Origin of the sequence: Allopusillimonas ginsengisoli (assembly GCF_004153455.1) — a bacterium.
GTDB lineage: Bacteria > Pseudomonadota > Gammaproteobacteria > Burkholderiales > Burkholderiaceae_B > Allopusillimonas > Allopusillimonas ginsengisoli.
Genome location: NZ_SDQE01000004.1, coordinates 177,448 through 204,141 on the forward strand (window position 1 = coordinate 177,448; position 26,694 = coordinate 204,141).

Sequence of the window (26,694 nt, forward strand, 5' to 3'; positions counted from 1 at the left end):
TGCGTTACCGGTCGGGTCAGGATTGCGCAGCGCAGGGGTCAGCCAAGGTAAACGCCTTCGTGCAGCGCCACGAGCCCCGCGCTCAGATTGAAATAGCGGACCCGCGCAAGGCCGGCTTCTTCGAGCATGCCGGCCAGGGTGGCCTGGTCCGGATGCATGCGTATGGATTCGGCCAGATAACGGTAGCTGTGCTCGTCGCCAGCGACTTTCCGGCCCAGCCAGGGCAGTACATTGAAGGAATACCAGTCGTAGGCGGGCGCAAGGGGCTTGGCAATCCGCGAGAACTCGAGCACCAGCAGCTTGCCGCCGGGCTTGAGCACGCGGCGCATTTCGGCAAGGGCCTGATCCTTGTGCGTCATGTTCCTGAGGCCAAACGCCACGCTGACGCGATCGAAATAACCAGACGGAAACGGCAGCTTTTCGGCATCGCACACGGCCACAGGCAACAACAGGCCGAGATCGGTCAGGCGATCGCGCCCCACCCGCAGCATGGAATCGTTGATATCTGTCAGCCAGACCTCGCCGGACGGGCCTGCGCGCCTGGCGAAAGCACGCGCCAGATCGCCCGTGCCCCCCGCGATATCCAGCACTTTCATGCCCGGACGCACATTTGCCCGCCCTATCGTAAAGGCCTTCCAGACGCGATGCAGGCCAGCGGACATGAGGTCGTTCATCACGTCGTAGCGCCCCGCTACGGAATGGAAGACCTCGGCGACTTTGCCGGCCTTTTCGCGCTCTGGCACAGACGAAAAGCCAAAATGGGTGCTGGTGTCGCCGCTGTCGCGTTCGGGGGCCGACGAAGAGGGAATATCGGTATTTTGCATGATCCGCCTATCGTACATCATTCTGGTTGAGCCACAGGCTACGAAGCACGCGCCAGCAAGCGGCAAGCCCAACGTGTTTATTGCGCCCGCATCCCCCGGCCCGGGCCAGGACGTGATACAAGGCAAACGAAGATGACCTATGATTTTCACAAACCTGACATATTTGCGCCATATGATCACCCCCATGGACAACAGCGATCATCATTTCCCCCTATGAGCACAACCATCTTAGTCGTGGAAGACGAACCAGCCATCCAGGAGCTGATTTCCGTCAATCTGTCTTTTGCAGGGCACAAAGTACTGCGCGCATTCGACGCCGAGCAGGCGCAAACACTGATACGCGCGGAATTGCCTGATCTGATTCTGCTGGACTGGATGCTGCCCGGCGCATCGGGCATCACGCTGGCCAAAACGCTGCGATCGGACGAACGTACCCGCCAGGTGCCCGTCATCATGCTCACGGCCAAGGGCGCCGAGCATGACAAGGTTGACGGGCTTGAGGCGGGTGCCGACGACTACATCACCAAGCCGTTTTCTCCCAAGGAGCTGATTGCCCGCATCAAGGCGGTGCTGCGCCGCCGCGCGCCTCAGCTCACCGACGACCTCATCACGATTGGCACGCTGCGCCTGGATCCCAGCACTCACCGCGTGACAGGAAACGAGCATGCGTTATCGCTGGGCCCTACCGAATTCCGCCTGCTGCATTTTTTCATGACACACACAGAACGTGTGTTTTCCCGTGCACAACTGCTGGACCAGGTATGGGGCGACCATGTCTTCGTCGAGGAGCGCACGGTCGATGTTCATATCCGTCGCCTGCGCAAGGCGCTGGAGCCCACCGAGCACGAAAATCACATCGAAACTGTGCGCGGCGCCGGCTACCGCTTTACGGCCAGGCCCACGAAGCAGGCTTGAGCACGCCCTTACCCTCCTATCATCCGAACAATGTCCTGGCCAGGACAAACCATTGAATCGCCGGAATTTCCACCCTATGACCAAAACCCTTATTTCAATCGGCGCATGGGCGCTGCTGGGCTGGATAATCGGTGCGTGGCTGGGTGTGAGCACAGGATGGGCGGTGTTTTCCCTTGGCCTGCTGGCCATGGTGCTCACAAGCGGCCTGCAATTGTCGCGTATTGCCAGATGGGTCAAGGATATCGATCAACCCCCGCCCCCTTCGGTGGGCCCCTGGGATGAAATCCTGGCGCCTATCTACCGCAAGCTGCGCAAAGACAAACAAGAGATCGACCATCTCAATCACCATGTCGATGGCATCATGCTGGCGGCTGAAGCCCTGCCGGACGGCGCGCTGACCCTGGACGACTCCATGCAGCTGACCTGGTGCAACCAGATGGCCAGCGACCATATCGGGCTCAATCTCGAAAAAGACCGCTCGCACAGCATCCTGAACATTCTGCGGGCGCCGGAATTCGCGCGCTATGCACAGCAGGAAACCTGGCCTGCACCGCTGCTGCTGCACTTGAACACCGATGACCAGGACAAAACCCTGCTGGTCCAGCTTACCCGCTACGGTGTCGGCCAGTATCTGCTGGTCACGCGCGACGTGACCCAGGTCGAGAAACTCGAGACGACCCGCAAAGACTTCGTGGCCAATGTTTCGCACGAGTTGCGCACCCCGCTCACCGTGTTGTCGGGCTTTCTTGAAACCTTGCGCGACATGCCGCCCGAGTCGTTCAGCGAAGAACAAAAACACCGCTACCATACCCTGATGCTGGAGCAGGCCCATCGCATGCAGGCCATTGTGGCGGATCTGCTCACCCTGTCGACACTCGAATCCTCGCCTGGCGCACAAGGCGAATCCGTACGCATGAGCCAGGTCATCCACACTGCCCTGCAGCAAAGCCGTGTGCTGTCCAACGACCAGCATGTTTTCGTCGAGCACATTACCGAAGACCTTTGCGTGACGGGCAGCGCCACAGAACTGGCGTCCGCCATCTCCAACCTGCTGACCAACGCCATCCGCTACACCCCCAAGGACGGCACCATTACGGTCAGTTGGTATCTCACCGAAGACGGCCACGCCTGTTATTCCGTGCAGGACACCGGCATCGGCATCGCCAGCCAGGATATTCCCCGCCTGACAGAGCGTTTTTACAGAGTGGATCGAGGTCGTTCCCGCGCTACCGGCGGCACCGGACTTGGCCTGGCGATCACGAAACACGTCGCCATGCGTCACAACGCCGAACTGCGCATCCAGAGCCGTTTCGGGGCAGGCAGCCTGTTTTCCCTGGTGTTCCCACCCGCGCGCGTCGCCAGCAGCGAATAAGCGCCCGTGTCGACACCCAGCCCAAATCGTTGCGGCGCGGGTATTATGTCTCTGACCTAAAATACCCCGAAGCGCACGCCTGCCAGCCGCGACAACAGGCGTCACAAACGCCCCTGAAACGATACGGAGACTGCCCCTCATGCCCGGTTCCGCCGACGGCCCAACACTTCGCTGGACGATCGAAGCACAAGGCGATCGCTGCCTGGAGATCGGCTTTGGGCGCGGCATGAGTATCGACACAGGCCGGCAATGCGCCCGAGCGGCCGCCGCGCTGAGGCGGGCAGAGATAGAGGGCATCACGGATGTCGTGCCCACCTTCAACGCAGTCGCCGTGCACTATCAGCCAAACCTGACGGCCGCAGGCTCACTTCAGGACAGCCCTGAAATGCCTCATGCGCTTCTCGCCGCGCGCATCGAGGCGGTGCTGGACACCCTGCGGCACAACGCCGAAGACATCGCCCCCGCCCGCATCGTGGATATCCCTGTCTGCTATGGGGATGACTACGGCCCAGACTTGACCCACGTCGCGCAGCACTGCGGCATCGATCCAGCCGACGTCATCCGTCTGCACAGCCAGCAAACCGCCTATGTGTTCATGCTGGGTTTTGCCCCTGGTGCGCCCTATATTGGCGTTCATGATGAAAAGCTGGACATTGGCCGCCGCAGCACGCCGCGCACACGACTACCGGCCGGCTCTGTGGCCATAGCCAACCGGCAGACCATGATTTATCCCAATGCCTCGCCTGGCGGCTGGCACATCATCGGCGCAACCCCCGTCGTGCTGTTCGATCCGGGCCGGGAGCCTGCCACGCTGCTGGCGCCGGGCGACAGCATCCGCTTCATACCCATCACGGCAGCGGAGTACGAACGGCTGCTTGGAGCACGGGCATGAGCATCCAGGTGATCAAGCCCGGTCTGCTGTCGACGTTCCAGGACATGGGTCGCCACGGCCAGCAGCATCTGGGCATCCCGGTGAGCGGCGCCATGGACAATCGGGCACACCGACTGGCCAATCTGCTGGTGGGCAATCCTCACGACCAGGCCACGCTGGAAATCACTTTTGGGGGGCCGACGCTGCAATTCGACACGCCGGCCTGCATCGCCTTGAGCGGCGCCGATCTGGCGCCCTCGGTGAATGGCCAGCCTGTTGCCAACCACCGCCCCTTGATCGTGCGCCCGGGCGACAGGCTGGCTTTCGGACCCCGCCAGTCGGGCCTCAGGGCCTATCTCGCGGTCCACGGCGGCGTGTCGCTGCCAAGCGTGCTGCACAGTCGCAGCACCTATTTGCGCGGCGGCTTCGGCGGGCTGGAAGGACGCGCACTGCGTAAAGGCGACACCCTGGCGCTGAACTCGGTGCTGGCCTCAGCCGACCTGAAAGCGCTGGAAGACGCATTGTGGAATATTCGCATCTACCTGCCCACCACCCTCAGCTTGCAGCAGCGCAGCACGCTGCGCGTTCTTCGCAGCACCCATACCGGCCTGTTCACCAAACAGGCCCTGCACGCACTGTTTTCGGAGGCATTTCGCGTAAGCACCGATTCTGATCGCATGGGCTACCGGCTGCAGGGGCCGGCCCTGTCATTGCGCGAACCCGTGCAGTTGCTCTCCGAAGCCACCAGCCCAGGCAGCATCCAGGTGCCGGCAGATGGCCAGCCCATCATTCTGATGGCCGACAGGCAAACAACGGGCGGCTACGCCAAGATCGGCCATATCGCCTCGGTAGACCTTCCCAGGGTGGCCCAAAGCATGCCGGGCGATACGCTGTCGTTTTCGGAGATTTCGCTGGATCAGGCGCAAGCGCTGGACATGCAGCGCGAGCAGGCGTTTATCCAGCTGCACGACAGCCTGGCCCCGCTACGCAAGGCACTGGCGGCGGCCATCGCCCGCTAGGCGCGCAGGCGCGCCGACCCCAGTTGCGATGGGCGGCGCAAAACGAATCAAAGAAATAGCCGATAAGCCGGGTTATCGGATTCGTTCCAGTAGGGGTAGCCCAAGCCATCCAGAAAAGCCTTGAAGACCTTTTTGTCAGCCGGCGGCACCTGGATGCCGACCAGGATGCGGCCGTAGTCATCGCCCTGATTGCGGTAATGGAAGAGGCTGATGTTCCAGTTGGGATTCATCGCGCCCAGGAAACGGGTGAGTGCGCCTGGCCGTTCAGGAAACTCGAAGCGGAACAGCATTTCGTGCTCGGCCAGTTCGGAGCGCCCGCCTACCATGTAGCGCAAATGCGTCTTGGCCATCTCGTTGCCGGAAAGATCCAGCGTGGGGAAGCCCTTTTTACGGAAGGAATTGGCCAGACGCTCCTGCTCGGCCGTGGAGCTGATTTGCAGGCCGACAAACACATGTGCGGTCTCGGCGTCGGAAATACGGTAATTGAACTCGGTCACGCTGCGGTTGCCCACCGCCTCGCACAGGCGCAGGAAGCTGCCGCGTTTTTCGGGAATCGTCAATGCAAAGACGGCTTCGCGGGCCTGGCCGACATCGGCGCGATCGGCCACGAAGCGCAGGCGATCGAAGTTCATGTTGGCACCCGAGGTGATCGCGACCATGGTTTTTCCCTTCCAGGCGTTGTCTGCCGCATACCGCTTGGCGCCCGCCAGCGCCAGCGCGCCCGCAGGCTCGAGCACGCTGCGCGTATCCTGGAAAACATCCTTGATGGCGGCACAAATGGCATCGGTATCCACCAGCACGAAATCATCGACGTATTCCCGCACCAGCTTGAAGGTTTCCAGCCCGACCTGCTTGACTGCGGTGCCGTCGGAAAACAGGCCTACATCATTGAGCGTGACGCGCCGGCCCGCCTTGACACTGCGTACCATGGCGTCGGAATCCACTGTTTGAACACCGATGACCTTGATGTCGGGCCGCAACTGCTTGACATAGGCCGCCACGCCGCTGATCAGGCCGCCACCGCCAATGGCCACGAAGATCGCGTCGATGGGATCAGGGTGCTGGCGCAGGATTTCCATGCCAACCGTGCCCTGGCCCGCGATGACGTCGGGATCGTCGAAGGGATGCACAAAGGTGAGTTTTTCCTTTTTTTCGAGCTCGCGCGCGTGCTCGGCAGAATCGGAAAAGCTGTCGCCGATCAGCACAACCTCGCCGCCCAGGCCGCGGACTGCGTCGACCTTGACCTGCGGCGTTGTGACCGGCATGACAATGACCGCCCTGCACCCCAGCCGCTTGGCCGCCAGCGCAACGCCCTGCGCATGGTTCCCGGCCGAGGCCGCTATCACGCCACGCTTGAGTTCCGCAGGGGCGAGACTGGCCATCTTGTTATAGGCGCCGCGCAGCTTGAAGCTGAAGACGGGCTGGGTGTCTTCGCGCTTGAGCAGTACGGTGTTGCCGATATGGGATGAAACCTGGGAGGCGGATTCGAGGGCGGATTCGATGGCGACGTCATACACCTTGGAGGTCAGTATGCGCTTGAGATAGTCGGTTGACATGAACGAGGGCGATGTGAAAACGGGCGGAAAAAAGCGGGGGCAGGGTAACCGGCGCTGACGATACGAGAATTGTTGCGGCCACTGTGACAACAATTTGGCAACAAACAAACAGAATACCATTACACTTGCGCGCTATGGAAGCATGGCTGCATACCTCTATTCACTGGCTGCTCGCCGCCCTCGCTCTGCCCAGTGTGGGCCTGAGCGCCATTTTCGTGGTCAGCCTGGTGTCCGCCACCCTGCTCCCGCTCGGGTCCGAACCCGCCGTGTTCGCCTACGTAAAGCTGGAACCGGCCATGTTCTGGCCCGCAGTCCTGGTCGCCACCGTCGGCAACACCGCAGGCGCGGCCATCAGCTATGCCATGGGCCTGGCTGCCGAGAAGGCCTATGGGCGCTGGCGAGAAAAACATCCTTATCACCCCCGCACCAAAGCGGGGGGGCGCTGGCATGACTATGTCAGCTACTGGCTGCATCGCATGGGGCCGCCCGCCCTGCTGTTTTCCTGGCTGCCCGTGGTGGGCGATCCCCTTTGCGCCGTTGCCGGCTGGCTGCGCATGCCGTTTTGGCGCAGCATGGTCTACATTGCCATCGGCAAGTTTCTCCGCTACTTTTTGATGACGGCCGGACTGCTGTGGATGTTTCCCGGGCAACTGAGCGGCTGAACCGGCCTGGCATCCTGGCCGGTTCAGCCGCCGCCCGCAGGCAGCCGGGTGGATCACCGCCTAAGGCGCGCGCCGCACCGATTCCTGCAACTGCTGGACAAAGCGATTGGCCAGCAAAGAGGGCGCCAGTGTCACGGAACGCGCCAAGGTGACCTGCATCCCGATGTGCGGCCGCAGCTGTTTAATGGCCAGCCTGTCGGCAAAACTGTTGGCGACAAATGGATTGACCACCCCTACCCCCACCCCCGCGGCAACCAGCGAGCAGATCGTAATGGAAGAGTTGGTCTCGATGGCAATGTCGTCCGGATACTGGCGATCGCGCAGCAGCGCGCGCATGGCCAGAATGATGTCGTCGGTATCGTTGAGCAGCAAGAGCTTGTGCGTGTGCAGGCTTTCCAGGTCGACATAATCCACCTTTGCCAGCGCGTGTTCGCGCGGTACGACGCACACCGCATTGGCGCGCATCAGCCGGGACGACACGATATCGTTCTGCTCGATGGTGCCGGTGGTCAGCACAAAATCCAGCAAATCCTGGCGCAAGTATTCGGTCAGTTGGGGCGTGCCCAGGGTTTGCAGATTGACGTAGACCCCAGGATGCTGATGCATGAAGCGCGCGATGATGTCCGGCAGCAAGCCGGCGGCCAGCGTAGGGGTGCTGCCGATGCGAAGTACGCCCGTACCTGATTTACGCAGTATCTGCACGGCAGATTCGATTTTTTCGAGGCCGTCGAAGTGCTTGCGCACAGACTGGTAGAGCTGGCTGCCCTCGCGTGTAGGCCTGAGCCGCCCGTTGTACAGATCAAATAATTGCAGCCCGGTCGCGCTCTGCAGTTCGGACAGGCGGCGGCTGATCGAAGGCTGCGTGGTATTCAGGGCCAACGCGGCCTTGGTGGTGGTGCCGGTTTCCATGACAGTCTTGAATGCCTGGATTTGCTGGAAGTTCAGAGGGCGGGGCATGAGCGGCAGGCCAGAGTGTATGCGTCGTAATGTTAGTGCGTCGTTGGCGTACAGTATATCGAAACTGAATAGAGAGGCGCTAAAAAAGAATTATCTTGTATTGAGTGCGCTTTCTATAATCCCCTCGTCAACCCATCCAGGCGAGCATCCCGGCCCCCGCCGGAAGATCGCACCAGACCGCAATCCCGCCTCGGCAGCGAGGCCATCTCTTCCAGACATCCATGAGTCACGCACATTCTGTTTCGCACCCTTGCCCTGTTCGCCGCCTGGGCCGCGACGACAAACACTATTTCTTCGGGTACTACGACAAAACCGTTTGGGACAAAAGCGATCGCTATGTGCTGGGCAACCGCGTCGCCATGATGGATGCGGACATCACGCCCGAACTGGTGGCGGAAGTGGGCTATTTCGACCTGCAGGATGACAATCGTTACCACAGCTGTGGCACGACCACGGCGTGGAACTGGCAAATGGGCTGCCAATTGCAATGGCTGGATGGCGAAGCGGGACTGCAATTCATCTACAACGTGCGGCGAGACAGCAAGAACGGTCTCTACCCCGGCTTTGGTTCAGCCATCCACGACGTCGCCACAGGACAAACCCGCTATCTGGACACGCCCATCTATGTGGCGGCGCCCAACAGCCGGTACGCCGTGACGGTGGACTACAGCCGGCTCTATATCACCCACGAAACAATCGGCTATGCCGAAGCGGGCGGCAAGCGCACGGACATGCCGCGCTGCCCGGCCGATGACGGCATCCATTCGGTCGACCTGAAAACCGGGGAAACACGCCTGCTGGTGAGCTATGACCAGCTCAAGCAGTTTCATCACCGCGCCTCCATGGACAAGGCGATCCACTGGGTCAGCCATATCGAGATCAACCCGGCGTCCAGTCGTATTCTGTTTTTGCATCGCTGGACAGAACGCGTCGAAGACGAGACCTGCTTTCTGCATCGCCTGATCACCATGGATCCGGATGGCAGCAATCTGCGACTGCTGGAATGCTCGGACCATCCCTTGCCGCAACTGGCCGCTGATTTCGACCCCAATGCGGTCGGCACCTACGACTACGAAAAATCCGAGTATCAGATTTCGCATCCCCTCTGGCAGGATAATGAGCACATCATCGTCTGGGGGCCACATCATGGCAGCATTCATTATCACCTGTATACAGACGACGACCATGCACAGGCCCGTGTCATTGGCGAAGGCATCCTGACCGAAAACGGGCACATGACATTCTCGCCGGTCAACAAGCGATGGCTGCTTACGGATACCTACCCTGACCCCGACACCAACGAGCGCGTGCTCATCATGTACGACTGCGACAACGATGTGCGCTACGACCTGGGCAGCTTTTATACCGATCCTAATCTTCGAAAAGAAAACCGCTGCGACCTGCATCCGCGCTGGAGCCGCGACGGCAATCTGGTGTGCATCGATTCGGTGCACGAACATGAGCGTCAGATGTACATCATCGACGTAACAACCCTCGTCAATCAGGCCTGATCCTGAGGCGACGTGACACTGGAGACATCATGACTATAAAGTTCCTCAACCGCAGCGCCACCCTTCAGGCCGCCTTGTTGGCGGCAGGCCTTCTGGCTTTTTCGGGCACGGCGCTGGCCAGCACGCCGGAATTGACCGGCACGCTCAAGAAAATCAAGGACGAGGGCGTAGTTGTGCTCGGCTACCGCGAGTCTTCCATTCCTTTCTCTTATTACGACGATGCCAAGCAGCCCATCGGCTATTCGATCGACTACACCAATCTGGTGCTCGAACGGATCAAGAAGGAACTGGACATGCCGGACCTGAAAGTCCGGAAGCTGCCTATTACCTCACAAAACCGCATATCGCTGTTGCAGAACGGTACCTTCGATTTTGAATGCACCACCACGACACACAATGAATCCCGTGAAAAGCAGGTGGATTTCTCCAACAGCATTTTCGTGATCGGCACCCGACTGCTCACCAAAAAGGATTCGGGCATCGCCGATTTTGACGATCTCAAGAATACCAATGTGGTCGTCGGCGCGGGAACGACATCAGAGATTCTGCTGCGCAAGCTGAATGTCGATAAAAGCCTCGGCATGCGGATCATCAGCGCAAAAGATCATTCGGAGTCCTTTTTAACGCTCTCCACCGGGCGCGCCAAGGCCATGATGATGGATGATGCACTGCTGGCGGGCGAACGGGCCAAGACACGCGATCCCAAGGACTACGTCATCACAGGAACACCGCAGTCGTTTGAAGTGTATGGGTGTATGGTCCGCAAGGGCGACACGCAGATGAAGGCCCTGCTCGATGATGTCATTGCCACGGCCCAGACGTCCGGAGAGGCGCAGGCCATTTACAACAAATGGTTCATGAGCCCCATTCCGCCCAAGCAACTGAACCTGGACTTTCCGATGTCCGATGCCATGAAGGCGCTGTTCGCCAACCCGAACGACAAGATCACGCCTTGATGCCGCGCTGTCCGTCTCTGCAGGCCCCGGAATGCCGGGGCGCTTTACCTGTGCCTCTGAAGGGCAAATTATGAACTACAACTGGAACTGGGAGGTTCTCGTGCAGCCGGTCGCGACCGGTGAGCCCTCCACCTATATGGGCTGGATCGGCACCGGCTTTGCCACCACCTTTGCGCTGACGGTATGCGCCTGGATTCTGGCACTGGTCGCCGGCACCTTCTTTGGCATATTGCGCACGCTCCCGCCCGCAGCGGCACGGGCAATCGGCACGACCTATGTTTCCGTTTTTCGCAATATCCCGCTGATCGTACAGTTTTTTATCTGGTATTTCGTGGTGCCGGAATTGCTGCCTACGCCAGTGGGAGACTGGATCAAAGGCATCGCGCCCAATCTGCAGTTTTTCATTGTCTCAGTCTTTGCGCTGGGCATCTATACCGGCTCGCGCATCTGCGAACAATTGCGTGCGGGCATACGCGCCTTGCCGCGCGGCCAGCGCAGCGCCGGCCTGGCGATGGGTTTTTCGCTGCTCCAGACCTACCGCTACATCATTCTTCCGCAAGTTTTCCGCCACATCCTGCCGCCGCTGACCTCCGAATTCCTGATCATCTCCAAGAACTCGGCCGTGGCGTCCACGATAGGGCTGCTCGAACTCAGCGGACAAGCACGCCAACTGGTGGACTACACCGCACAGCCGTACGAGTCTTTCATCGTTGTCACACTCGCCTACGTACTCATGAACTTTCTGATTCTTCACTTTATGGGCTGGATCAGAAAACGCACCAGCCTGCCCGGGCTGATGGGAGACTGACATGTTCGAATTCGACTTGAACGCCCTGTTCGATTCGCGCCAGATCCTGATCACCGGCGCATGGATCACGCTGCAGGTAACGCTGGTGGCCATTGCCTGCGGCATTGCCTGGGGCACGGTGCTGGCGCTGTTTGCGGTCTCCAAGGTCAAACTGCTGAACATATTTGCCCAGTCTTATGTCTCGCTGTTCAGATCCATACCGCTGGTCATGCTGCTGCTGTGGTTCTTCCTGATCGTGCCGCAGGTCCTGAAATCGGTATTTGACCTGTCGCCCAGCGTGGATATTCGGCTGGTGTCGGCCATGGTGGCCTTCTCGCTGCTCGAAGCCGCATTCTTCGCCGAAATCATCCGCGCGGGTATCCTGGGATTGTCGCGCGGCCAGTTCTACGCCGCCCGGTCACTGGGCATGACGCCTTACCAGACCATGCGCTACATCATTCTGCCCCAGGCCTTCAAAGCCATGCTGCCCATCATGCTGACGCAATGCATTGTGATCTTTCAGGACACATCCCTGGTCTATGTGATCGCGCTGGGGGACTTTTTCCGCAATGCCGTGAGTATTGGCGAGCGCGACGGCACGCTGATCCAGATGCTGCTTTTTGCCGGCCTGGTCTATTGGGTCATCTGCTCGACACTGAGCATCCTGGTCAAAATGGTTCAGCAAAGGACGCAATATGATTGAAATCAAGAACGTTTCCAAATGGTATGGCAAGTTTCAGGCGCTCCAGGACTGTAGCGCCTCGGTCGGACAGGGCGAGGTCGTGGTCTTTTGCGGCCCGTCGGGCTCCGGAAAATCCACCCTGATCAAGCTCATCAACGGCCTGGAGGATTTTCAGGAAGGCGATATCCTGTTCAAGGGAAAATCCATTCATAGCGGCGAGATGAAGCTGTCCGAACTGCGCAAGCATATCGGGATGGTATTTCAGCACTTTGAGCTTTTCCCTCATTTGTCTGTGCTCGAGAACCTCACCATTGCGCAGGAAAAGGTCTTGGGCCGCAATGCCGGCGAGGCAAAAAAGAAGGGGCTGGCGCTGCTTGAACGGGTAGGCCTGCAGGACCATGCGCACAAGCATCCCAGCCAGCTTTCGGGTGGCCAACAGCAGCGGGTCGCGATCGCGCGATCGCTGTCCATGGATCCCGAGGTCATGCTGTTCGACGAGCCCACCTCGGCGCTGGATCCCGAAATGATCAACGAGGTGCTTGCCGTCATGGTGGAACTCGCTCAGGAAGGCATGACGATGCTGTGCGTCACCCACGAAATGGGCTTTGCCAAGAAAGTCGCCGACAAGGTCGTGTTCATGGATGCCGGCACCATTGTCGAAACCGACAATACCGAGGCGTTCTTTTCCGCGCCCAAATCCGATCGCGCCCGCGACTTTCTGGAAAAGGTATTGCCCTGAGCGCTCTGCAGAACGCCGCCTTTCCGGCGGCTCGCTGGCAGGGACAAATGGCCGGCGCTTGACCGGCGCGCCAGCCATTTGCCTACAACGCAGTGTTATCCCTTACACTATATCTTTAAGGGCCCTATTTTCTTCCGGTCATGAACGCCCCCCTAGCCAGTCATTTGCTTGCCACCCAGGCTGCCGAGGCAGCCCCTCGCCTTCGCGAAATTCCCTACAACTACACGTCGTACTCCGATCGCGAGATCGTCTGTAGACTGCTGGGCGATGAAGCCTGGCAACTCCTGTCCGACCTGCGCGGCGAGCGCCGTACCGGCCGTTCCGCGCGCATGCTCTTCGAGGTGCTGGGCGACATATGGGTCGTCAAGCGCAACCCCTACCTGTTCGACGATTTGCTCGAAAATCCCAAGCGCCGCCACCAGCTCACGCATGCGCTTGAGCACAGGCTGAGCGCTATCGACCAGCGGCGCGACGCCAGTGTGTCGTCGCGCGACACCAAGGTGGGCGGCCTGCTGTCCGCGGCCCGCACAGCCGTTGCCCAGTTCGAACAGGATTTCATCCAGACCGCCGAACTGCGCAAGAAAGTGGTCCGGCGTTTGTCCCAGATTACCCATAAAGACAACATCAAGTTCGATGGCCTGTCCCGCGTTTCGCATGTAACAGACGCCACAGACTGGCGCGTGGAGTACCCTTTTGTGGTGCTCACACCCGATCACGAGAACGAAATGGCCGCGCTGGTGCGCGCCTGTATCGAGCTTGAACTGACCATCATCCCGCGCGGGGGCGGCACAGGCTATACCGGCGGCGCCATTCCCCTGTCGCCGCTATCGGTGGTCATCAATACCGAAAAACTCGACACGATTGGTCCTGTTCAGGCCACCGACCTGCCCGGCCTGAACCACCCCGAGCACACCATTCTCACCGGCGCGGGCGTGGTCACCCGCCGCATTGCCGAAGCCGCCGAGGCCGCCGGCTTTGTGTTCGCGGTAGATCCCACCTCGGCCGACGCGTCCTGTGTGGGCGGCAACGTTGCCATGAATGCCGGCGGCAAGAAAGCCGTGCTATGGGGCACGGCGCTGGATAACCTGGCCTGGTGGCGCATGGTGGATCCCGAGGGCAACTGGCTGGACGTCACGCGCCTGGATCACAACATGGGCAAGATCCATGATGTGGACGAAGCCCGGTTCGAGCTCAAGTGGTCCGATGGCAAAGCCCTGCCGGGCACCCTCCCGCTGCGCACCGAAACCCTGGTCATCCCCGGCGCAAGCTTTCGCAAGGTGGGATTGGGCAAGGACGTCACCGACAAATTCCTGGCTGGCCTACCCGGCGTGCAAAAGGAAGGCTGCGACGGTCTGATTACCGCCGCGCGCTGGGTGCTGCATCGCATGCCTGCCCATACGCGCACAGTCTGCATGGAGTTCTTCGGCCAGGCGCGCGACGCCGTTCCCTCCATTGTCGAGGTCAAGAACTACCTGGATGGCCCAGGCCGCGCCCGGGGCGCCATTTTGGCGGGCCTGGAGCACCTGGACGAGCGCTATCTGCGCGCTGTGGGCTATGCCACCAAGAGCAAGCGTGGCGGCCTGCCCAAGATGGTTTTGATCGGCGATATCGTCGGCGACGACGCCGATGCCGTCGCCCTGGCGGCCAGCGAGGTGGTGCGTATTGCCAATACCCGCCATGGCGAAGGCTTTGTGGCAGTCAGCGCCGAAGCCCGCAAGAAATTCTGGCTGGACCGGGCGCGCACCGCAGCCATCGCCCGCCACACCAATGCGTTCAAGATCAACGAAGACGTCGTTATTCCGCTCAATCGCATGGGCGAGTACACCGACGCCATTGAGCGCATCAACATTGAGCTGTCCACACGCAACAAGCTGCGCTTCCTGGACGAACTGGAAACATTCCTGCAAGGCGACCTGCCGACGGGCAAGATCGCGGATCAAGACGACGCGGAACATGCGCGCGAGGAATTGCTCGCCGACCGGCGCCAGGATGCGCTGGACACCGTCAGAATCGTGCGGACACGGTGGCGTTGGCTGCTGGACAATCTCGACCTGCCCCTGGCGCAGCACATGGACACCTTGCGCGAGCTGGGCCTGGAAGCCGTCTTGCCTGCGCTGGCCCAGCGGCTGGCCCATCAGGCCGATGCAACGATTTTCGATGTGGTGCAGGATCACACCATACGCATCTCCTGGAAAGCCGAAGTGCGCAGCGCCATGGAGCGCTGCTTTGCCGGCGCGGACCATGCCGCCATCCTGGCCGACATCCAGGCACTGCATGACCGCATTCTCAAGAGTCGCGTGTTCGTTGCGCTGCACATGCACGCCGGCGACGGCAACGTGCACACCAATATCCCGGTCAATTCGGATGACTACGACATGCTGCATGAAGCCAATGCGGCGGTGGCGCGCATCATGCAGATCGCGCGCGACCTGGACGGCGTGATTTCAGGCGAACACGGCATCGGCCTGACCAAGTACGAATTCCTCACCGATGAAGAACTGGCCCCCTTCCAGGACTACAAGCGCCGTATCGACCCCACCGGGCGCTTTAATGCGGGCAAGCTGCTGCCCGGCGCTGATCTGCGCCACGCCTGGACGCCAAGCTTCAATCTGCTGGGCCATGAGTCCCTGATCATGCAGCGCAGCGAGATCGGCTCCATTTCCAACGCCATCAAGGATTGCCTGCGCTGCGGCAAATGCAAGCCCGTGTGCGCCACCCACGTTCCGCGCGCCAACCTGCTCTACTCGCCGCGCAACAAAATACTGGCCACCTCTTTGCTGATCGAGGCTTTTCTGTACGAAGAACAAACCCGCCGGGGCGTAAGCCTGAAGCACTGGGAAGAGTTCGAAGACGTTGGCGACCACTGCACCATCTGCCACAAATGCTACAACCCCTGTCCGGTGGATATCGACTTTGGCGATGTTTCCATGGAAATGCGCGCGCTGCTGCGCCGCATGGGCAAGAAGTCCTTCAACCCCGGCACGTCGGCAGCCATGTTCTTCCTGAACGCCAAAGATCCGCGCGTCATCAAGGCCACCCGCACCGCGATGGTCGAAGTCGGCTACAAGGCACAGCGCCTGGCGCACGATGTCCTGGCCGCGCCCACGCGCAAGCAGGCGGATCGTCCGCCGGCCACGGTGGGCAAGGCCCCCATCCGCGAACAGGTGATTCATTTCATCAACAAGAAAATGCCGGGCGGCCTGCCCAAGCAAACCGCACGCAAGCTGCTTGATATCGAGGACGCGGCTTATATCCCCATTATCAGAAATCCGGCCCAAACGTCGGCCGACAGCGAGGCCGTGTTTTATTTCCCGGGCTGCGGCTCGGAACGGCTGTTTTCGCAGGTGGGGCTGGCCACGCAAGCCATGCTCTGGCATGCCGGCGTGCAGACCGTGCTGCCGCCCGGCTACCTGTGCTGCGGTTATCCGCAGCGCGGAAACGGCTTGACGGACAAAGCCGAAAAAATCATTACCGACAACCGTGTGCTGTTCTACCGCATGGCCACCACCCTGAACTATCTGGATATCAAAACGGTGGTGGTCAGTTGCGGCACCTGCTACGATCAGCTGGCGGGGTACGAATTCGAGAAAATATTCCCCGGCTGCAGACTGATCGACATTCACGAGTACCTGCTGGAAAAAGGGATGCAGATTCAGGGCATACAGGGGGTTCGGTATATGTATCACGACCCCTGTCATACGCCGATGAAACTGCAGGATCCGATGAAAACCGTACGCAGCCTGGTGGGCGATGACGCAATCAAGACGGACCGCTGTTGCGGCGAATCCGGCACGCTGGCGGTATCGCGGCCCGATATCTCGACGCAGGTCCGCTACCGCAAGGAAGAAGAGCTGGGCAAGAACGTCGCATCGCTGCGCTCGGATGGCTATAGCGGGCCCATCAAGATGCTGACATCCTGTCCTTCATGTCTGCAGGGGCTGTCGCGCTACGAGGGCGACACAGGCATGGAAGCGGACTATATCGTCATTGAAATGGCCCGCCATATCCTGGGCGAAGACTGGATGCAGAACTACGTGCGGGATGCCAACCAGGGCGGCATTGAACGCGTGCTGGTATAGGCCTGCGCGACGGCGACATGGGCAGCCAGGCATGGCCTGGCTGCCGCGCCTTTCGATAATAAAGCGTGCGCGGCAGGCGGTCAGCGGCGCCCCGCCGACTGCCGCCAGGCAGGGCGCGCAGCCTAGGGGGCTTCGCTATCGAAACTACAGACCGTATATAAAGGCAGCCCTGTGGCTTTGAGCGCCTCGGATCCCCCCAGATAAGGCAGATCGATGATGGCGGCGGCTTCAATGACATTGGCCCCGAGGCGCTGCAGCAACTTGGACGCTGCCACCATGGTGCCGCCGGTGGCGATCAGATCGTCGATCAGCAGGACACGCTGGCCAGGGCGCACTGAATCGGTATGCATTTCGACTGACGCATTGCCGTATTCAAGCGTATATTCTTCTGCCACCGTGCGAAACGGCAGCTTGCCCTTTTTGCGGACCGGAACAAAACCCAGGTTCAGCTCGTAGGCGAGCACCGACCCCAGGATAAAGCCCCGGGCATCAATGCCGGCCACCAGATCCAGCCTGTGCCGCATGTAGCGATACACGAACAGATCGACCAGCACGCGGAAGGAGCGCGGATCCTGGAGCACGGGGGTAATGTCGCGAAAAATAATCCCTGGCTTGGGCCAGTCAGGTACGCTACGTATCGTTGAACGAACGTAGTCGGCGGGGTCAGTGTGCATGGTGGTGATTTGCCAAGAAAACAGGAGAAAACCAGAAGCCACACTATACCGCGCCCGCGCACTTTGCAGGCAACTCTCTGTTCGGTATCCGCAGCCAGCAGGATTGATTAAAATCGTTGAATGAAGAACCTACCCTCCTCTGGCCAAAGCGCCATCCTGGCATCCGCTCACCGCAGCTTCGGCATCGAAATCGCCGCCTTGCAGGCGCTGGATCAACGCCTGGATGGCAGCTTCGAGCAGGCAGTCGACATGATTCTGGGCTGTGCGGGGCGCATTGTCGTCACAGGCATCGGCAAATCCGGCCATGTCGCCCGCAAGATTGCCGCCACCCTGGCTTCTACCGGCACGCCTGCATTTTTCATGCATGGCGCGGAAGCCATCCATGGCGACCTGGGAATGCTTACCGCCCAAGACATCGTGCTTGCCCTGTCCTATTCCGGATCAGGCGAGGAACTCATCACCGTGCTATCGGTCGTAAAGCGTATGGGTGCTCGCCTTATCGCCATCACCGGCCATCCAGAATCCGATCTCGCCCGCAATGCGGATCTTCACCTGGATGCCCATGTCGAACAGGAGGCCTGCTCGCTGAACCTCGCTCCCACCGCCAGTACCACCGCCGCGCTGGTTCTCGGCGACGCCATTGCGGTCGCCTGCCTGGAATCCCGCGGTTTCAGCCGCGAAGACTTTGCCCGCTCGCATCCGGGTGGCGCACTGGGGCGCCGCTTGCTCACGCTGGTGCGCGATATCATGCGCAAGGGCGATGCCCTGCCCATCGTCCGATCCGACACCCTGGTGCCTGACGCGCTGGTCGAAATGTCTGCCAAAGGCATGGGCATGACCATTGTCATCGACGATGGCCGTCATCCCCTAGGCATCTTTACCGATGGCGACCTGCGCCGGCTCATCGCCAGCCATGGCGATATTCGCCCCCTGACCGTCAGCACCGGCATGACACCCCATCCCAAATCCATCGCCCCGGGCGCGCTGGCCGTCGAGGCCGCCACGCAAATGGATGCCGGCCGCATGAGCCAGATGCTCGTTATCGACGAGACCGGGCTATTATTAGGCGCACTGCACATGCACGATCTGCTGGCCGCCAAGGTAATCTGATATGAAACTGTCCGATCTTTCCCATCCCGCCGAAGCCCTGATCCTGGCCAGGATCTCTCCCGCCGTCGTGGAACGCGCCCGCCAGGTGCGCACCATGGCTTTCGACGTTGACGGCGTGCTCACCGACGGCCGTCTCTGGTACGGCGAACATGGCGAACTCATCAAATGCTTTCACGCGCTCGACGGCCATGGCCTGAAGCTCTTGCGCGAAAGCGGCATTACGGTGGCGCTGATTACCGGCCGCGAAGGCCCCATTCTGGCAAGGCGCGCCGCCGAACTGGGCATATCGCTGGTCTACCAGGGGGTGCGCGACAAGGCGCGGGTGATCGCCGAGCTTGCGCAGCAACAGGGCTGTACGCTGGCTGAAATCGGTTACATGGGCGATGACATCATTGATCTCGCCGCACTGCAGCGCGTCGGATTTGCAGCGAGCGTGCCAGACGCGCCTGCCTATGTATCCCAGGCGGCGCACTGGATTTCCTCGCGCCACGGGGGCGATGGCGCAGTACGTGAATGCTGCGACCTTATCCTGGCCTCCCAGCGCAGGCTAGGGGCGTTTTTCGCGCCCAACGCCATGCGCATGAGCGGAGCCATCCAGTAGCCCATGAAAGAACGTGCCCCCGCGCTCATCGCGATATTGCTGCTGCTTGCTCTGGTGCTGGGCACCTGGTGGGCGGCGGATTATGCGCAGCGCGCCATCCCCATAGACCCACCGCGCCGCATTACCCACGAACCCGACTCCTGGGCCCGCAATTTCGTCATGGTTCGCACCGACGAAACCGGGATGGCCATCAACCGGCTCGAAGGCGATCAGATGCATCACTTTCCGGATGACGACTCTTACGAGATCACGGTAGCACGCGCGGTCGGGCAGCAACCAGGGTCGCCCGTGACCATCGGCACCTCTGATATCGCCATCATGGACCAGGACGGCGCGCGCATCGTCATGCAAGGCAACGCCCACGTACACCGCATGCCGGATGCGGAAAATCAGCCGCTGGATGTCACCAGCGAGCGGCTCACCCTGCTGCCCGACGACAATATCGTCGAAACCAGCCTGCCCGCCCTGGTGGTTCACGGCAAATCCACCATGAACGGCAAGGGCATGCGTTACGATAACAACACCAGACAACTGCGCGTGTTCTCGGCAACCGACGTCAAGATATCCGGCGCCGAATCGCGCGACAAATCATCGGATGATGCTGCCGCGTCGCCGACGCAGGATAAGCCGGAGCAGGCCTCGCCATCCCGGCAGCGCACCCTCATCCCCAATCCATCCTCTTCCGGAACGCCCAGCTCCGGAACCACAGAACAAAAACCATGATCCTACGACCCTTGCACCGTTACGCCACCGGGATACTCGCCGCCGCCATGTATCTGGCCGCCGGCCAGGCGCTGGCCCAGGACAGCAGCGCTTCATCCGCCGCGCCCGCCGAAGAACCCGACACCCTGATTCTGTCCGACACGCTGCACTACGACGACGTCAAGCGGCAGAGCGTGTTCACAGGCAATGTGATCATGACGCGCGGCCTGCTCAAGCTCACGTCTGACCAACTGACCATGCGCGAAGATGCCGACGGCTTCCAATTCGGCACTGCCACGGCGGACAAGGGCAAGCTCGTGCACGTGCGCCAGGAAAATCCCGAAAAATACGAAGTAATCGAAGCGCAGGGCTTGCGCGCCGAATACGATGGCAAGAATGAAGAGCTCGAAATGATAGGACAGGCCATCATCACCCGGTATGTTTGCGGCAAGCCCTTCGACAACATCAAGGGCGAGCGCGTGATCTACCACCAGAAAACCGACACCTACGAAGCCTTCAGCGGCCCGCAGTCCGCCGCCAGCGGCGGACGCGTACGCTCCCTGGCCCACCCTCGCGCCAAGGTGGACGCCGCGCTGGCCGAATGCCAGAAAAAATCCGCTTCCACCCAGTAGCGGCCCGCCAAGACCTGGATTGTTTTATGCCTGATTCCCCTTTGTCGAAAGCGGCCCCCACGCGCGCACCCAATGCTCAACCCGGCAGTCTTCGGGCAACCGGCCTGCGCAAGACTTACGGCAAACGCACTGTTGTGCATGATGTTTCCCTATCGGTGGACAGCGGTGAGGTTGTCGGCCTGCTCGGTCCTAACGGGGCTGGCAAGACAACCAGCTTTTACATGATTGTTGGTATCGTGCCGACCGATTCCGGCCGCATCGAAATCGACGACACCACCATCACCAGCATGCCCATGCACAAGCGAGCGCGCCTGGGCCTGTCGTACCTGCCCCAGGATGCCTCCGTTTTTCGTCGTCTGACCGTCGAGGAAAACATTCGGGCCGTGCTGGAGCTGCAGCATGATGAAAATGGGCGGGCGCTCAGCGCCGCGCGTATCGGCGAAAACCTGGAGTCCCTCATCGACGAACTTCAGATTGGCCATATTCGCCGCAATACGGCCATCTCGCTCTCGGGCGGCGAACGCAGGCGCGTGGAAATCGCCCGCGCCCTGGCCACGCATCCACGCTTCATTCTGCTGGATGAACCCTTCGCGGGGGTTGACCCGATCGCTGTCATCGAAATCCAGCGCATCGTGCATTTTCTCAAGAACCGCAATATCGGCGTGCTGATTACTGATCACAATGTACGCGAAACGCTGGGCATCTGTGATCGCGCCTACATCATCAGCGAAGGCAAGGTGCTTACCAACGGGCACCCCAGCGAAATCATCGACAACGAAGCGGTGCGCAAGGTCTACCTGGGCAAGAACTTCAAGATGTAACACTTCGCCGGCGCGTCTTAGGGAATACGCCCGCCACCACGGAATGGCACTTGATTTACGCTGCATAATCTATACACTGAAATTATTACCCGTAGCTTACGAAGAGGAGAAAAGACCGCAGTACACCGCGCTATAGGCGCAACTTTTTTTGCAAGGAGAGTCCTTTATGAACCTGAGCATCAGTGGGCGTCATCTTGAAGTTACCCCCGCCATCCGCGAATACGTCCTTAACAAGATGGCAAGGGTGTTGCGGCATTTCGATAACGTGATCGACACACAGGTCATACTCTCGGTGGAACGCCTCCGGCACACCGCTGATGTAACCATGCGCGTACGCGGCAAAGACATACATTGCCAAGCGGTCGACGAAAACCTGTACGCTGCCATAGACTTGCTCGCAGACAAACTCGACCGGCAAGTCATCAAGTACAAAAACAAGTCCCAGGACTACTCGCATGAACCCGCCAAAAGGCAAGAAATCATTACTGCACCTCAGTAACCGCACTGGCTAACCCGCCGCGACACAGCAAGCAATTGCTTGGCTGACCCGCACCGGGAACCCAGCAACATGGCCTCGATCAAGTGGATGATTGAGGCCTTTGCATTTAATGAAGGCCGGTTTCCCCCTCGCGCAACAGCGCTTCCGTACGTGCCCCGGCCCTCGCTGCGCCCGAACGACTGTCCCGGTTACACTGAACCCGAAATCTATGCTATTTTCACCCGTTGGCTCCAAGCTCATATAATGGCGCTTATGAATCTAATGTCGCGTATCCTGCCCCTGCAGAATGTCGTGCTCGACCTGGCCGTTACAAGCAAGAAGCGGGCGTTCGAACAGGCAGGCCTGCTCTTCGAAAACCACCAAGGCATTGCACGCACAACGGTATTCCACAGTCTGATCGCGCGCGAACGACTGGGGTCCACCGCGCTGGGGCACCATGTCGCCGTTCCGCACGGCCGCATCAAAGACCTCAAGGAACCGTGTGGGGCCTTTATCCGCCTGGCGGATCCCGTGCGCTTCGATGCCACCGATGGCCGCATGGCCAACCTGCTGTTCATTCTGCTGGTGCCAGAAACTGCCACCCAGCTGCACCTGGATCTTCTCGCTGAAATCGCCCGGCTGATGGCAGACCCCAATCTGCGCCAGGCGCTGGCCACCGAAACCGATCCAGCGCAGATCCATCGCCTGCTCACCAGTGGGCCGGCGGCCTGAGAAGCCACGCCATGCTTACCATCCAGGAACTTGTCAGCGACAACGCAGACCGCATTCCCTTTACCTGGGTCGGCGGACAAGGCGCCGCGCATCGCCTCATCCCGGATCTGGGCATGTCCGCCGCAGACCTGGTCGGACACCTGAACCTTATCCATCCCTCGCGCATACAGGTATTCGGCGCCGAAGAGCTGGCCTACTACACCCGCTTCGACGCCAAGCGCCGCATTCACCACCTCGAAGACCTGGTGACAGGGGGGGTGCCCGCCATACTCATGGCCGAAGGCGTCAACCCGCCGGACGACCTCATCGAGTTCTGTAATCTGCAGCAAATTCCTCTGCTGGCCACCTCTATCGATGCCGCGCAACTCATCGACCTGCTGCGCATCTACCTGGGCAAGCGGCTGGCGCCGCGCACCACCGCCCATGGTGTTTTCATGGATGTGCTCGGCGTGGGCGTGCTCATCACGGGAGAATCAGGGCTGGGCAAGAGCGAACTGGCGCTGGAGCTGATTTCGCGCGGCCACGGGCTGGTGGCCGACGACGCGGTCGAGCTTTCGCGCACCGCCCCCCACGTGATCGAAGGCCAGTGTCCCGCGTTGCTGCAGAATCTGCTGGAGGTCCGGGGCCTGGGTCTGCTGGACATACGCACCATATTTGGCGAAACGTCCGTGCGGCGTAAAATGAAACTCAAGCTGGTCGTGCACCTGATACGGTCCACACCAGACGCCTTCGAGCGCCTGCCCATGCAGGATCAAACCCAAGACATCCTCGGTACGCCCATTCGCCGCGTCATGCTGCAGGTTGCGGCAGGGCGCAACCTCGCCGTACTGGTCGAAGCCGCGGTACGCAACACCATCCTCACGTTGCGCGGCATCGACACCATGGGCGACTTCATCGAGCGGCAAGCCATTGCCATCATGGAAAGCAGCGGCCGCAACGATTGACCAACGGCCCTTGCCTGCCTGTGCGCCGGGCGCCTGGGCAGGTTGTGCAGCGCAAGCCTAAACGCTGGCGCATTTTGTTAGCCCCCGGGCGGCCCCGGCATCGCCGGCCCGCCTTTACCGGAAGCGTCGTGCAAACATGCTGAAGATTGTACTCATCACGGGAATCTCTGGATCAGGTAAATCTGTCGCCTTGCGTCTGCTGGAAGATGCCGGCTACACATGCGTCGACAATCTGCCTGTGCGTTTTCTGCATGACTTCATCGCCAGCACGCGCGAAAGCGAACTGGAGCGGGTGGCGGTTGCCATAGACGTGCGTACGCCCGGCGACCTTGTCGAGCTGCCTGGCGTCATTACCAGCCTGCGGTCCATAGGGGTTGCCTTCAGGGTGATTTTCCTGGACGCCAACGACCATACGCTGCAGCAGCGCTACTCGGAATCCCGCCGCCGCCATCCACTGACCGACCGCCTGCAGCAAGGCGGCAAATCGCCTTCGCTGCAGGAGTGCATAGACACCGAGCGCGAACTGCTTGCGCCACTGCGAGAGCAAGAACACGTCATCGATACCTCGGATCTTACGCCCGGGCAGTTGCGCGCCTGGGTGCGCGATCTGGTTCAGGCAGACCGCGCGCCTGTCGTGCTCACGTTTGAATCCTTCGCCTACAAGCGTGGCGTACCGGGCGACGCCGACCTGGTTTTCGACGTGCGCTGCCTGCCCAACCCCCACTACGACCGTGAGCTACGCCCGCTCACGGGGCGCGATGCCCCGGTCGCCAAATGGCTGTCACAATTTGGCAGCGTGGAAACCATGATCGAGGATATCGCCGGATTTATCCGCCGCTGGTTGCCGCTGTACATGCAGGATACCCGCAACTATCTTACGGTCGCGATCGGCTGTACAGGGGGCAAGCACCGTTCGGTGTATGTCACTGAACAGCTTGCCCTGCGATTCGCCGACCACTCACCACTGCTGATCAGGCATCGCAATCAGCCGCCGCCAGACATTCCATGAACCGATTTAGCACTTATACGACCTTCGCCCTGATTCTGACGGCAAGCGTGCTGGCCGGCTGCGCCGGCACCGGCGACAAGCCTACCAGCCGCAGCACTCAAGGCGAGGGGTACTACAAGGATGACGGCCCCGGATCCAACATTCCCTCGGATATCGAGAACATACCAAACGCAGTGCCGCGCATCGAAACCCATACGCCGGCCAACTTCCGGCCCTACACTGCCTTCGGCAAGCAATATATCCCCGTCAAGGACAACGATGCCTTCCGCCAGGAGGGCACAGCCTCCTGGTATGGCCGGAAATTCCACGGCAAAAAGACGGCAAATGGCGAAATCTACGATATGTACGCCATGACGGCCGCCCATCCCACGCTCCCCCTGCCCAGCTACGCCCGCGTGACGCGCGCCAGCACCGGCAAATCCGTTATCGTGCGCGTCAATGACCGCGGCCCATTCCATAGTTCGCGCATTATCGACCTTTCTTATGTCGCGGCGTCCAAGCTCGGGCTGATCGGGCCGGGCAGCGGCAAGGTCATCGTCGAAGCCATTACCAACGATCAAATACGCGAAGGGCTGCCGGGGCCGGGCATCGACACCGACTTGCCCAGGCCCGAGCCTCATCTGATGGCGCGCGACACGCCGGACGTCGCGCCGGAACCCAAGCTGACCATGCATACCGTGTCGTCGGATGGATCCGCCACGACGCCACAGCCAGTTCCGGATGCCCTGGAGGCTCTCGCGCTGTCTTCCGCCACGAATGCGGGGCCGCCCCCAGCGCCTGGTGACAGCCCTGCACCCGCCGCCCAGACGCGGGCTCAGGGAGACACGCCCGGCCCCAGCGCGCCCTCAGCCCAGGCCCCATATCCTACCGGGGGGGCCGGCCAGGTATTCCTGCAGTTCGGCGCATTCAGCGCGTCCAGCACAGCCAATGCGCTCGCCCACAAGCTCAACGCGCAGATCATGGGGGTTGAAACGCGCGTAGCGCGGGTTCAGCCCTCCGGCGATCTGTATCGGGTTCGTATCGGGCCGTATGCGTCGCGTACCGAAGCCGTGAATGCCGCCCTGCGTATCGAGCAGGAAACCGGCATGAACTCCACCATGGCGCTGCGCTAGTCGCCTCGCCGGGCCAGCGCCATGGCATAAAGCGTATCGCGCGGCAGCCCGGTCACCCTGGCCGCGACGCGTGCCGCATCGCGTACCGACAAAGTTTCCAGCAAGGCATCGAGCATCGTGGCGGCAGCGGCGTCGACCTCTCCGTCCTCCTGCGATACCTGCTCGGCCTCGTGCACAATGAGCACAAACTCCCCCTGGCTTCGGTGCGCATCCTGGGCCAGCCAGCCGGCGGCGTCGGCCAACGCCAGCGTATGCACCTGCTCGTAGCGCTTGGTGAGCTCGCGCGCCAGCGTGAGCCGCCGCGCAGGCCCGCACACCGCAAGCAGGTCGCGCACGGTGGCCTCAAGCCGATGGGGTGATTCGAACATAATGATCGGTGCCGGCACTGCGCACCAGCCACGCAGCCATTTTTGCCGCGCCGTGGTCTTGGGAGGTGGAAATCCAGCAAATACAAAAGCCGGGTTTTCATCGGATGTTACGCCGCTGGCCATGAGCGCCGTGATGACGGCGCTGGCACCCGGCAAGGCCACAACGCCGTAGCCGGCCTCGCGCACGGCGCGCACGATGCGTCCGCCAGGGTCGCTGACCGCTGGCGCCCCGGCATCGGACACCAGCGCGACACGCTCGCCCGCCGACAGGCGCTCAACAATGGCCTGAGCGGCCTGGGCTTCGTTGTGCCGGTGAGCTGCGATCAGGGGCGTCTGCACGCCCCACGCATCCAGCAAAGCACGGCTGGATCGCGTGTCTTCGGCCGCAATGACATCGCAGCGCGACAGCGCCTGCCAAGCGCGCAGGCTAAGATCGCCCAGGTTGCCAATAGGCGTGGCCACCACATAGAGGGTGGCCACCGGCCAGTGCTGAGCGTCGACGCGCTCAGTGAGACGTTTCCATGTCTGGTCGACGCCTGAGGAAGCGGAAATTTCGTGCATACTGCGACTCAGAATACCTT

At 60.9% G+C, this 26,694-nt stretch carries 26 protein-coding genes; 21 read left to right on the top strand and 5 right to left on the bottom strand.

Annotation, left to right across the window (positions count from 1 at the left end; genetic code table 11):
• Positions 1-38: 38 nt before the first annotated feature.
• On the bottom strand, positions 39-824 hold the full coding sequence (gene ubiE / locus ERE07_RS10885; RefSeq protein WP_130008843.1) for a bifunctional demethylmenaquinone methyltransferase/2-methoxy-6-polyprenyl-1,4-benzoquinol methylase UbiE: 786 nt from the start codon (positions 822-824) through the stop codon (positions 39-41).
• A 213-nt stretch (positions 825-1,037) separates the two neighbouring features.
• Here ubiE and phoB point away from each other — a divergent pair, with 213 nt between their 5' ends.
• From phoB to ERE07_RS10905, 4 genes are all read left to right on the top strand, one after another.
• Positions 1,038-1,739: a phosphate regulon transcriptional regulator PhoB gene (gene phoB / locus ERE07_RS10890; RefSeq protein WP_130008844.1), complete on the top strand. Its 702-nt coding sequence runs from the start codon at positions 1,038-1,040 to the stop codon at positions 1,737-1,739.
• Positions 1,740-1,815: 76 nt separating this feature from the next.
• Entirely contained in the window at positions 1,816-3,111 is a 1,296-nt protein-coding gene (phoR, locus tag ERE07_RS10895) for a phosphate regulon sensor histidine kinase PhoR (protein WP_130008845.1), read from the top strand.
• Positions 3,112-3,250: 139 nt separating this feature from the next.
• Positions 3,251-4,003, top strand: a complete 753-nt coding sequence (gene pxpB, locus ERE07_RS10900) for a 5-oxoprolinase subunit PxpB (protein ID WP_130008846.1) — start codon at positions 3,251-3,253, stop codon at positions 4,001-4,003.
• Positions 4,000-5,001, top strand: coding sequence for a 5-oxoprolinase subunit C family protein (locus ERE07_RS10905; RefSeq protein ID WP_130008847.1), 1,002 nt, complete (start codon positions 4,000-4,002; stop codon positions 4,999-5,001). Before pxpB ends, ERE07_RS10905 begins: the two co-directional genes overlap by 4 nt.
• 47 nt (positions 5,002-5,048) lie before the next feature.
• On the opposite strand, the gene ilvA is transcribed toward ERE07_RS10905, so the two are convergent.
• Positions 5,049-6,557 (bottom strand): threonine ammonia-lyase, biosynthetic, encoded by a 1,509-nt coding sequence (gene ilvA / locus ERE07_RS10910; protein WP_130008848.1) that lies wholly within the window; start codon positions 6,555-6,557, stop codon positions 5,049-5,051.
• Between the two features lie 134 nt (positions 6,558-6,691).
• Here ilvA and ERE07_RS10915 point away from each other — a divergent pair, with 134 nt between their 5' ends.
• The gene (locus ERE07_RS10915) at positions 6,692-7,219 is read left to right on the top strand and encodes a YqaA family protein (protein WP_130008849.1); all 528 of its coding nucleotides are present in this window, start codon (positions 6,692-6,694) and stop codon (positions 7,217-7,219) included.
• A 60-nt stretch (positions 7,220-7,279) separates the two neighbouring features.
• Here the strand turns inward: ERE07_RS10915 and ERE07_RS10920 are convergent, their stop codons facing one another.
• Entirely contained in the window at positions 7,280-8,176 is an 897-nt protein-coding gene (locus ERE07_RS10920) for a LysR family transcriptional regulator (RefSeq protein WP_130008850.1), read from the bottom strand.
• Positions 8,177-8,397: 221 nt separating this feature from the next.
• Between ERE07_RS10920 and ERE07_RS10925 the strand changes: the two genes are divergently transcribed.
• The 6 genes from ERE07_RS10925 to ERE07_RS10950 all read left to right on the top strand — a co-directional run bounded on the left by ERE07_RS10925 (position 8,398) and on the right by ERE07_RS10950 (position 16,930).
• The gene (locus ERE07_RS10925; protein ID WP_130008851.1) at positions 8,398-9,687 is read left to right on the top strand and encodes a hypothetical protein; all 1,290 of its coding nucleotides are present in this window, start codon (positions 8,398-8,400) and stop codon (positions 9,685-9,687) included.
• 29 nt (positions 9,688-9,716) lie between these two features.
• Positions 9,717-10,643 carry a glutamate/aspartate ABC transporter substrate-binding protein gene (locus ERE07_RS10930; protein WP_130008852.1) on the top strand — a complete coding sequence of 309 codons (927 nt, stop codon included), beginning with the start codon at positions 9,717-9,719 and terminating at the stop codon, positions 10,641-10,643.
• A gap of 70 nt (positions 10,644-10,713) precedes the next feature.
• Positions 10,714-11,451, top strand: a complete 738-nt coding sequence (locus ERE07_RS10935; RefSeq protein WP_130008853.1) for an amino acid ABC transporter permease — start codon at positions 10,714-10,716, stop codon at positions 11,449-11,451.
• A gap of 1 nt (position 11,452) precedes the next feature.
• Positions 11,453-12,133: an ABC transporter permease subunit gene (locus ERE07_RS10940; protein WP_130008854.1), complete on the top strand. Its 681-nt coding sequence runs from the start codon at positions 11,453-11,455 to the stop codon at positions 12,131-12,133.
• Positions 12,126-12,851, top strand: a complete 726-nt coding sequence (locus ERE07_RS10945; RefSeq protein ID WP_130008855.1) for an amino acid ABC transporter ATP-binding protein — start codon at positions 12,126-12,128, stop codon at positions 12,849-12,851. Before ERE07_RS10940 ends, ERE07_RS10945 begins: the two co-directional genes overlap by 8 nt.
• A gap of 140 nt (positions 12,852-12,991) precedes the next feature.
• Positions 12,992-16,930: a DUF3683 domain-containing protein gene (locus tag ERE07_RS10950; protein WP_130008856.1), complete on the top strand. Its 3,939-nt coding sequence runs from the start codon at positions 12,992-12,994 to the stop codon at positions 16,928-16,930.
• 122 nt (positions 16,931-17,052) lie between these two features.
• On the opposite strand, the gene ERE07_RS10955 is transcribed toward ERE07_RS10950, so the two are convergent.
• Positions 17,053-17,604: an adenine phosphoribosyltransferase gene (locus tag ERE07_RS10955; protein WP_130008857.1), complete on the bottom strand. Its 552-nt coding sequence runs from the start codon at positions 17,602-17,604 to the stop codon at positions 17,053-17,055.
• A 120-nt stretch (positions 17,605-17,724) separates the two neighbouring features.
• On the opposite strand from ERE07_RS10955, the gene ERE07_RS10960 reads away from it, so the two are divergent.
• From ERE07_RS10960 to ERE07_RS11005, 10 genes are all read left to right on the top strand, one after another.
• Positions 17,725-18,714: a KpsF/GutQ family sugar-phosphate isomerase gene (locus ERE07_RS10960; protein ID WP_130008858.1), complete on the top strand. Its 990-nt coding sequence runs from the start codon at positions 17,725-17,727 to the stop codon at positions 18,712-18,714.
• Between the two features lies 1 nt (position 18,715).
• A complete protein-coding gene (locus tag ERE07_RS10965; RefSeq protein ID WP_130008859.1) occupies positions 18,716-19,315 on the top strand; it encodes a KdsC family phosphatase in 600 nt (199 codons plus the stop codon).
• Between the two features lie 3 nt (positions 19,316-19,318).
• Entirely contained in the window at positions 19,319-20,038 is a 720-nt protein-coding gene (gene lptC, locus ERE07_RS10970; protein WP_130008860.1) for an LPS export ABC transporter periplasmic protein LptC, read from the top strand.
• Positions 20,035-20,649, top strand: coding sequence for a lipopolysaccharide transport periplasmic protein LptA (gene lptA / locus ERE07_RS10975; RefSeq protein WP_130008861.1), 615 nt, complete (start codon positions 20,035-20,037; stop codon positions 20,647-20,649). The genes lptC and lptA overlap by 4 nt, the downstream gene beginning before the upstream one ends.
• Positions 20,650-20,675: 26 nt before the next feature.
• The gene (gene lptB / locus ERE07_RS10980; RefSeq protein WP_130008862.1) at positions 20,676-21,470 is read left to right on the top strand and encodes an LPS export ABC transporter ATP-binding protein; all 795 of its coding nucleotides are present in this window, start codon (positions 20,676-20,678) and stop codon (positions 21,468-21,470) included.
• Between the two features lie 166 nt (positions 21,471-21,636).
• Entirely contained in the window at positions 21,637-21,969 is a 333-nt protein-coding gene (hpf, locus tag ERE07_RS10985; protein ID WP_130008863.1) for a ribosome hibernation-promoting factor, HPF/YfiA family, read from the top strand.
• Between the two features lie 252 nt (positions 21,970-22,221).
• Positions 22,222-22,680, top strand: coding sequence for a PTS sugar transporter subunit IIA (locus tag ERE07_RS10990; RefSeq protein WP_167670837.1), 459 nt, complete (start codon positions 22,222-22,224; stop codon positions 22,678-22,680).
• An 11-nt stretch (positions 22,681-22,691) separates the two neighbouring features.
• The gene (hprK, locus tag ERE07_RS10995; RefSeq protein ID WP_130008865.1) at positions 22,692-23,624 is read left to right on the top strand and encodes an HPr(Ser) kinase/phosphatase; all 933 of its coding nucleotides are present in this window, start codon (positions 22,692-22,694) and stop codon (positions 23,622-23,624) included.
• Between the two features lie 136 nt (positions 23,625-23,760).
• On the top strand, positions 23,761-24,633 hold the full coding sequence (rapZ, locus tag ERE07_RS11000) for an RNase adapter RapZ (RefSeq protein WP_130008866.1): 873 nt from the start codon (positions 23,761-23,763) through the stop codon (positions 24,631-24,633).
• Positions 24,630-25,745 (top strand): septal ring lytic transglycosylase RlpA family protein, encoded by a 1,116-nt coding sequence (locus tag ERE07_RS11005; RefSeq protein ID WP_130008867.1) that lies wholly within the window; start codon positions 24,630-24,632, stop codon positions 25,743-25,745. Before rapZ ends, ERE07_RS11005 begins: the two co-directional genes overlap by 4 nt.
• On the opposite strand, the gene rsmI is transcribed toward ERE07_RS11005, so the two are convergent.
• Complete coding sequence (rsmI, locus tag ERE07_RS11010) at positions 25,742-26,674, bottom strand: 16S rRNA (cytidine(1402)-2'-O)-methyltransferase (RefSeq protein WP_130008868.1); 933 nt, start codon at positions 26,672-26,674, stop codon at positions 25,742-25,744. The two genes, ERE07_RS11005 and rsmI, sit on opposite strands and share 4 nt — an antisense overlap.
• Positions 26,675-26,694 lie beyond the last annotated feature (20 nt).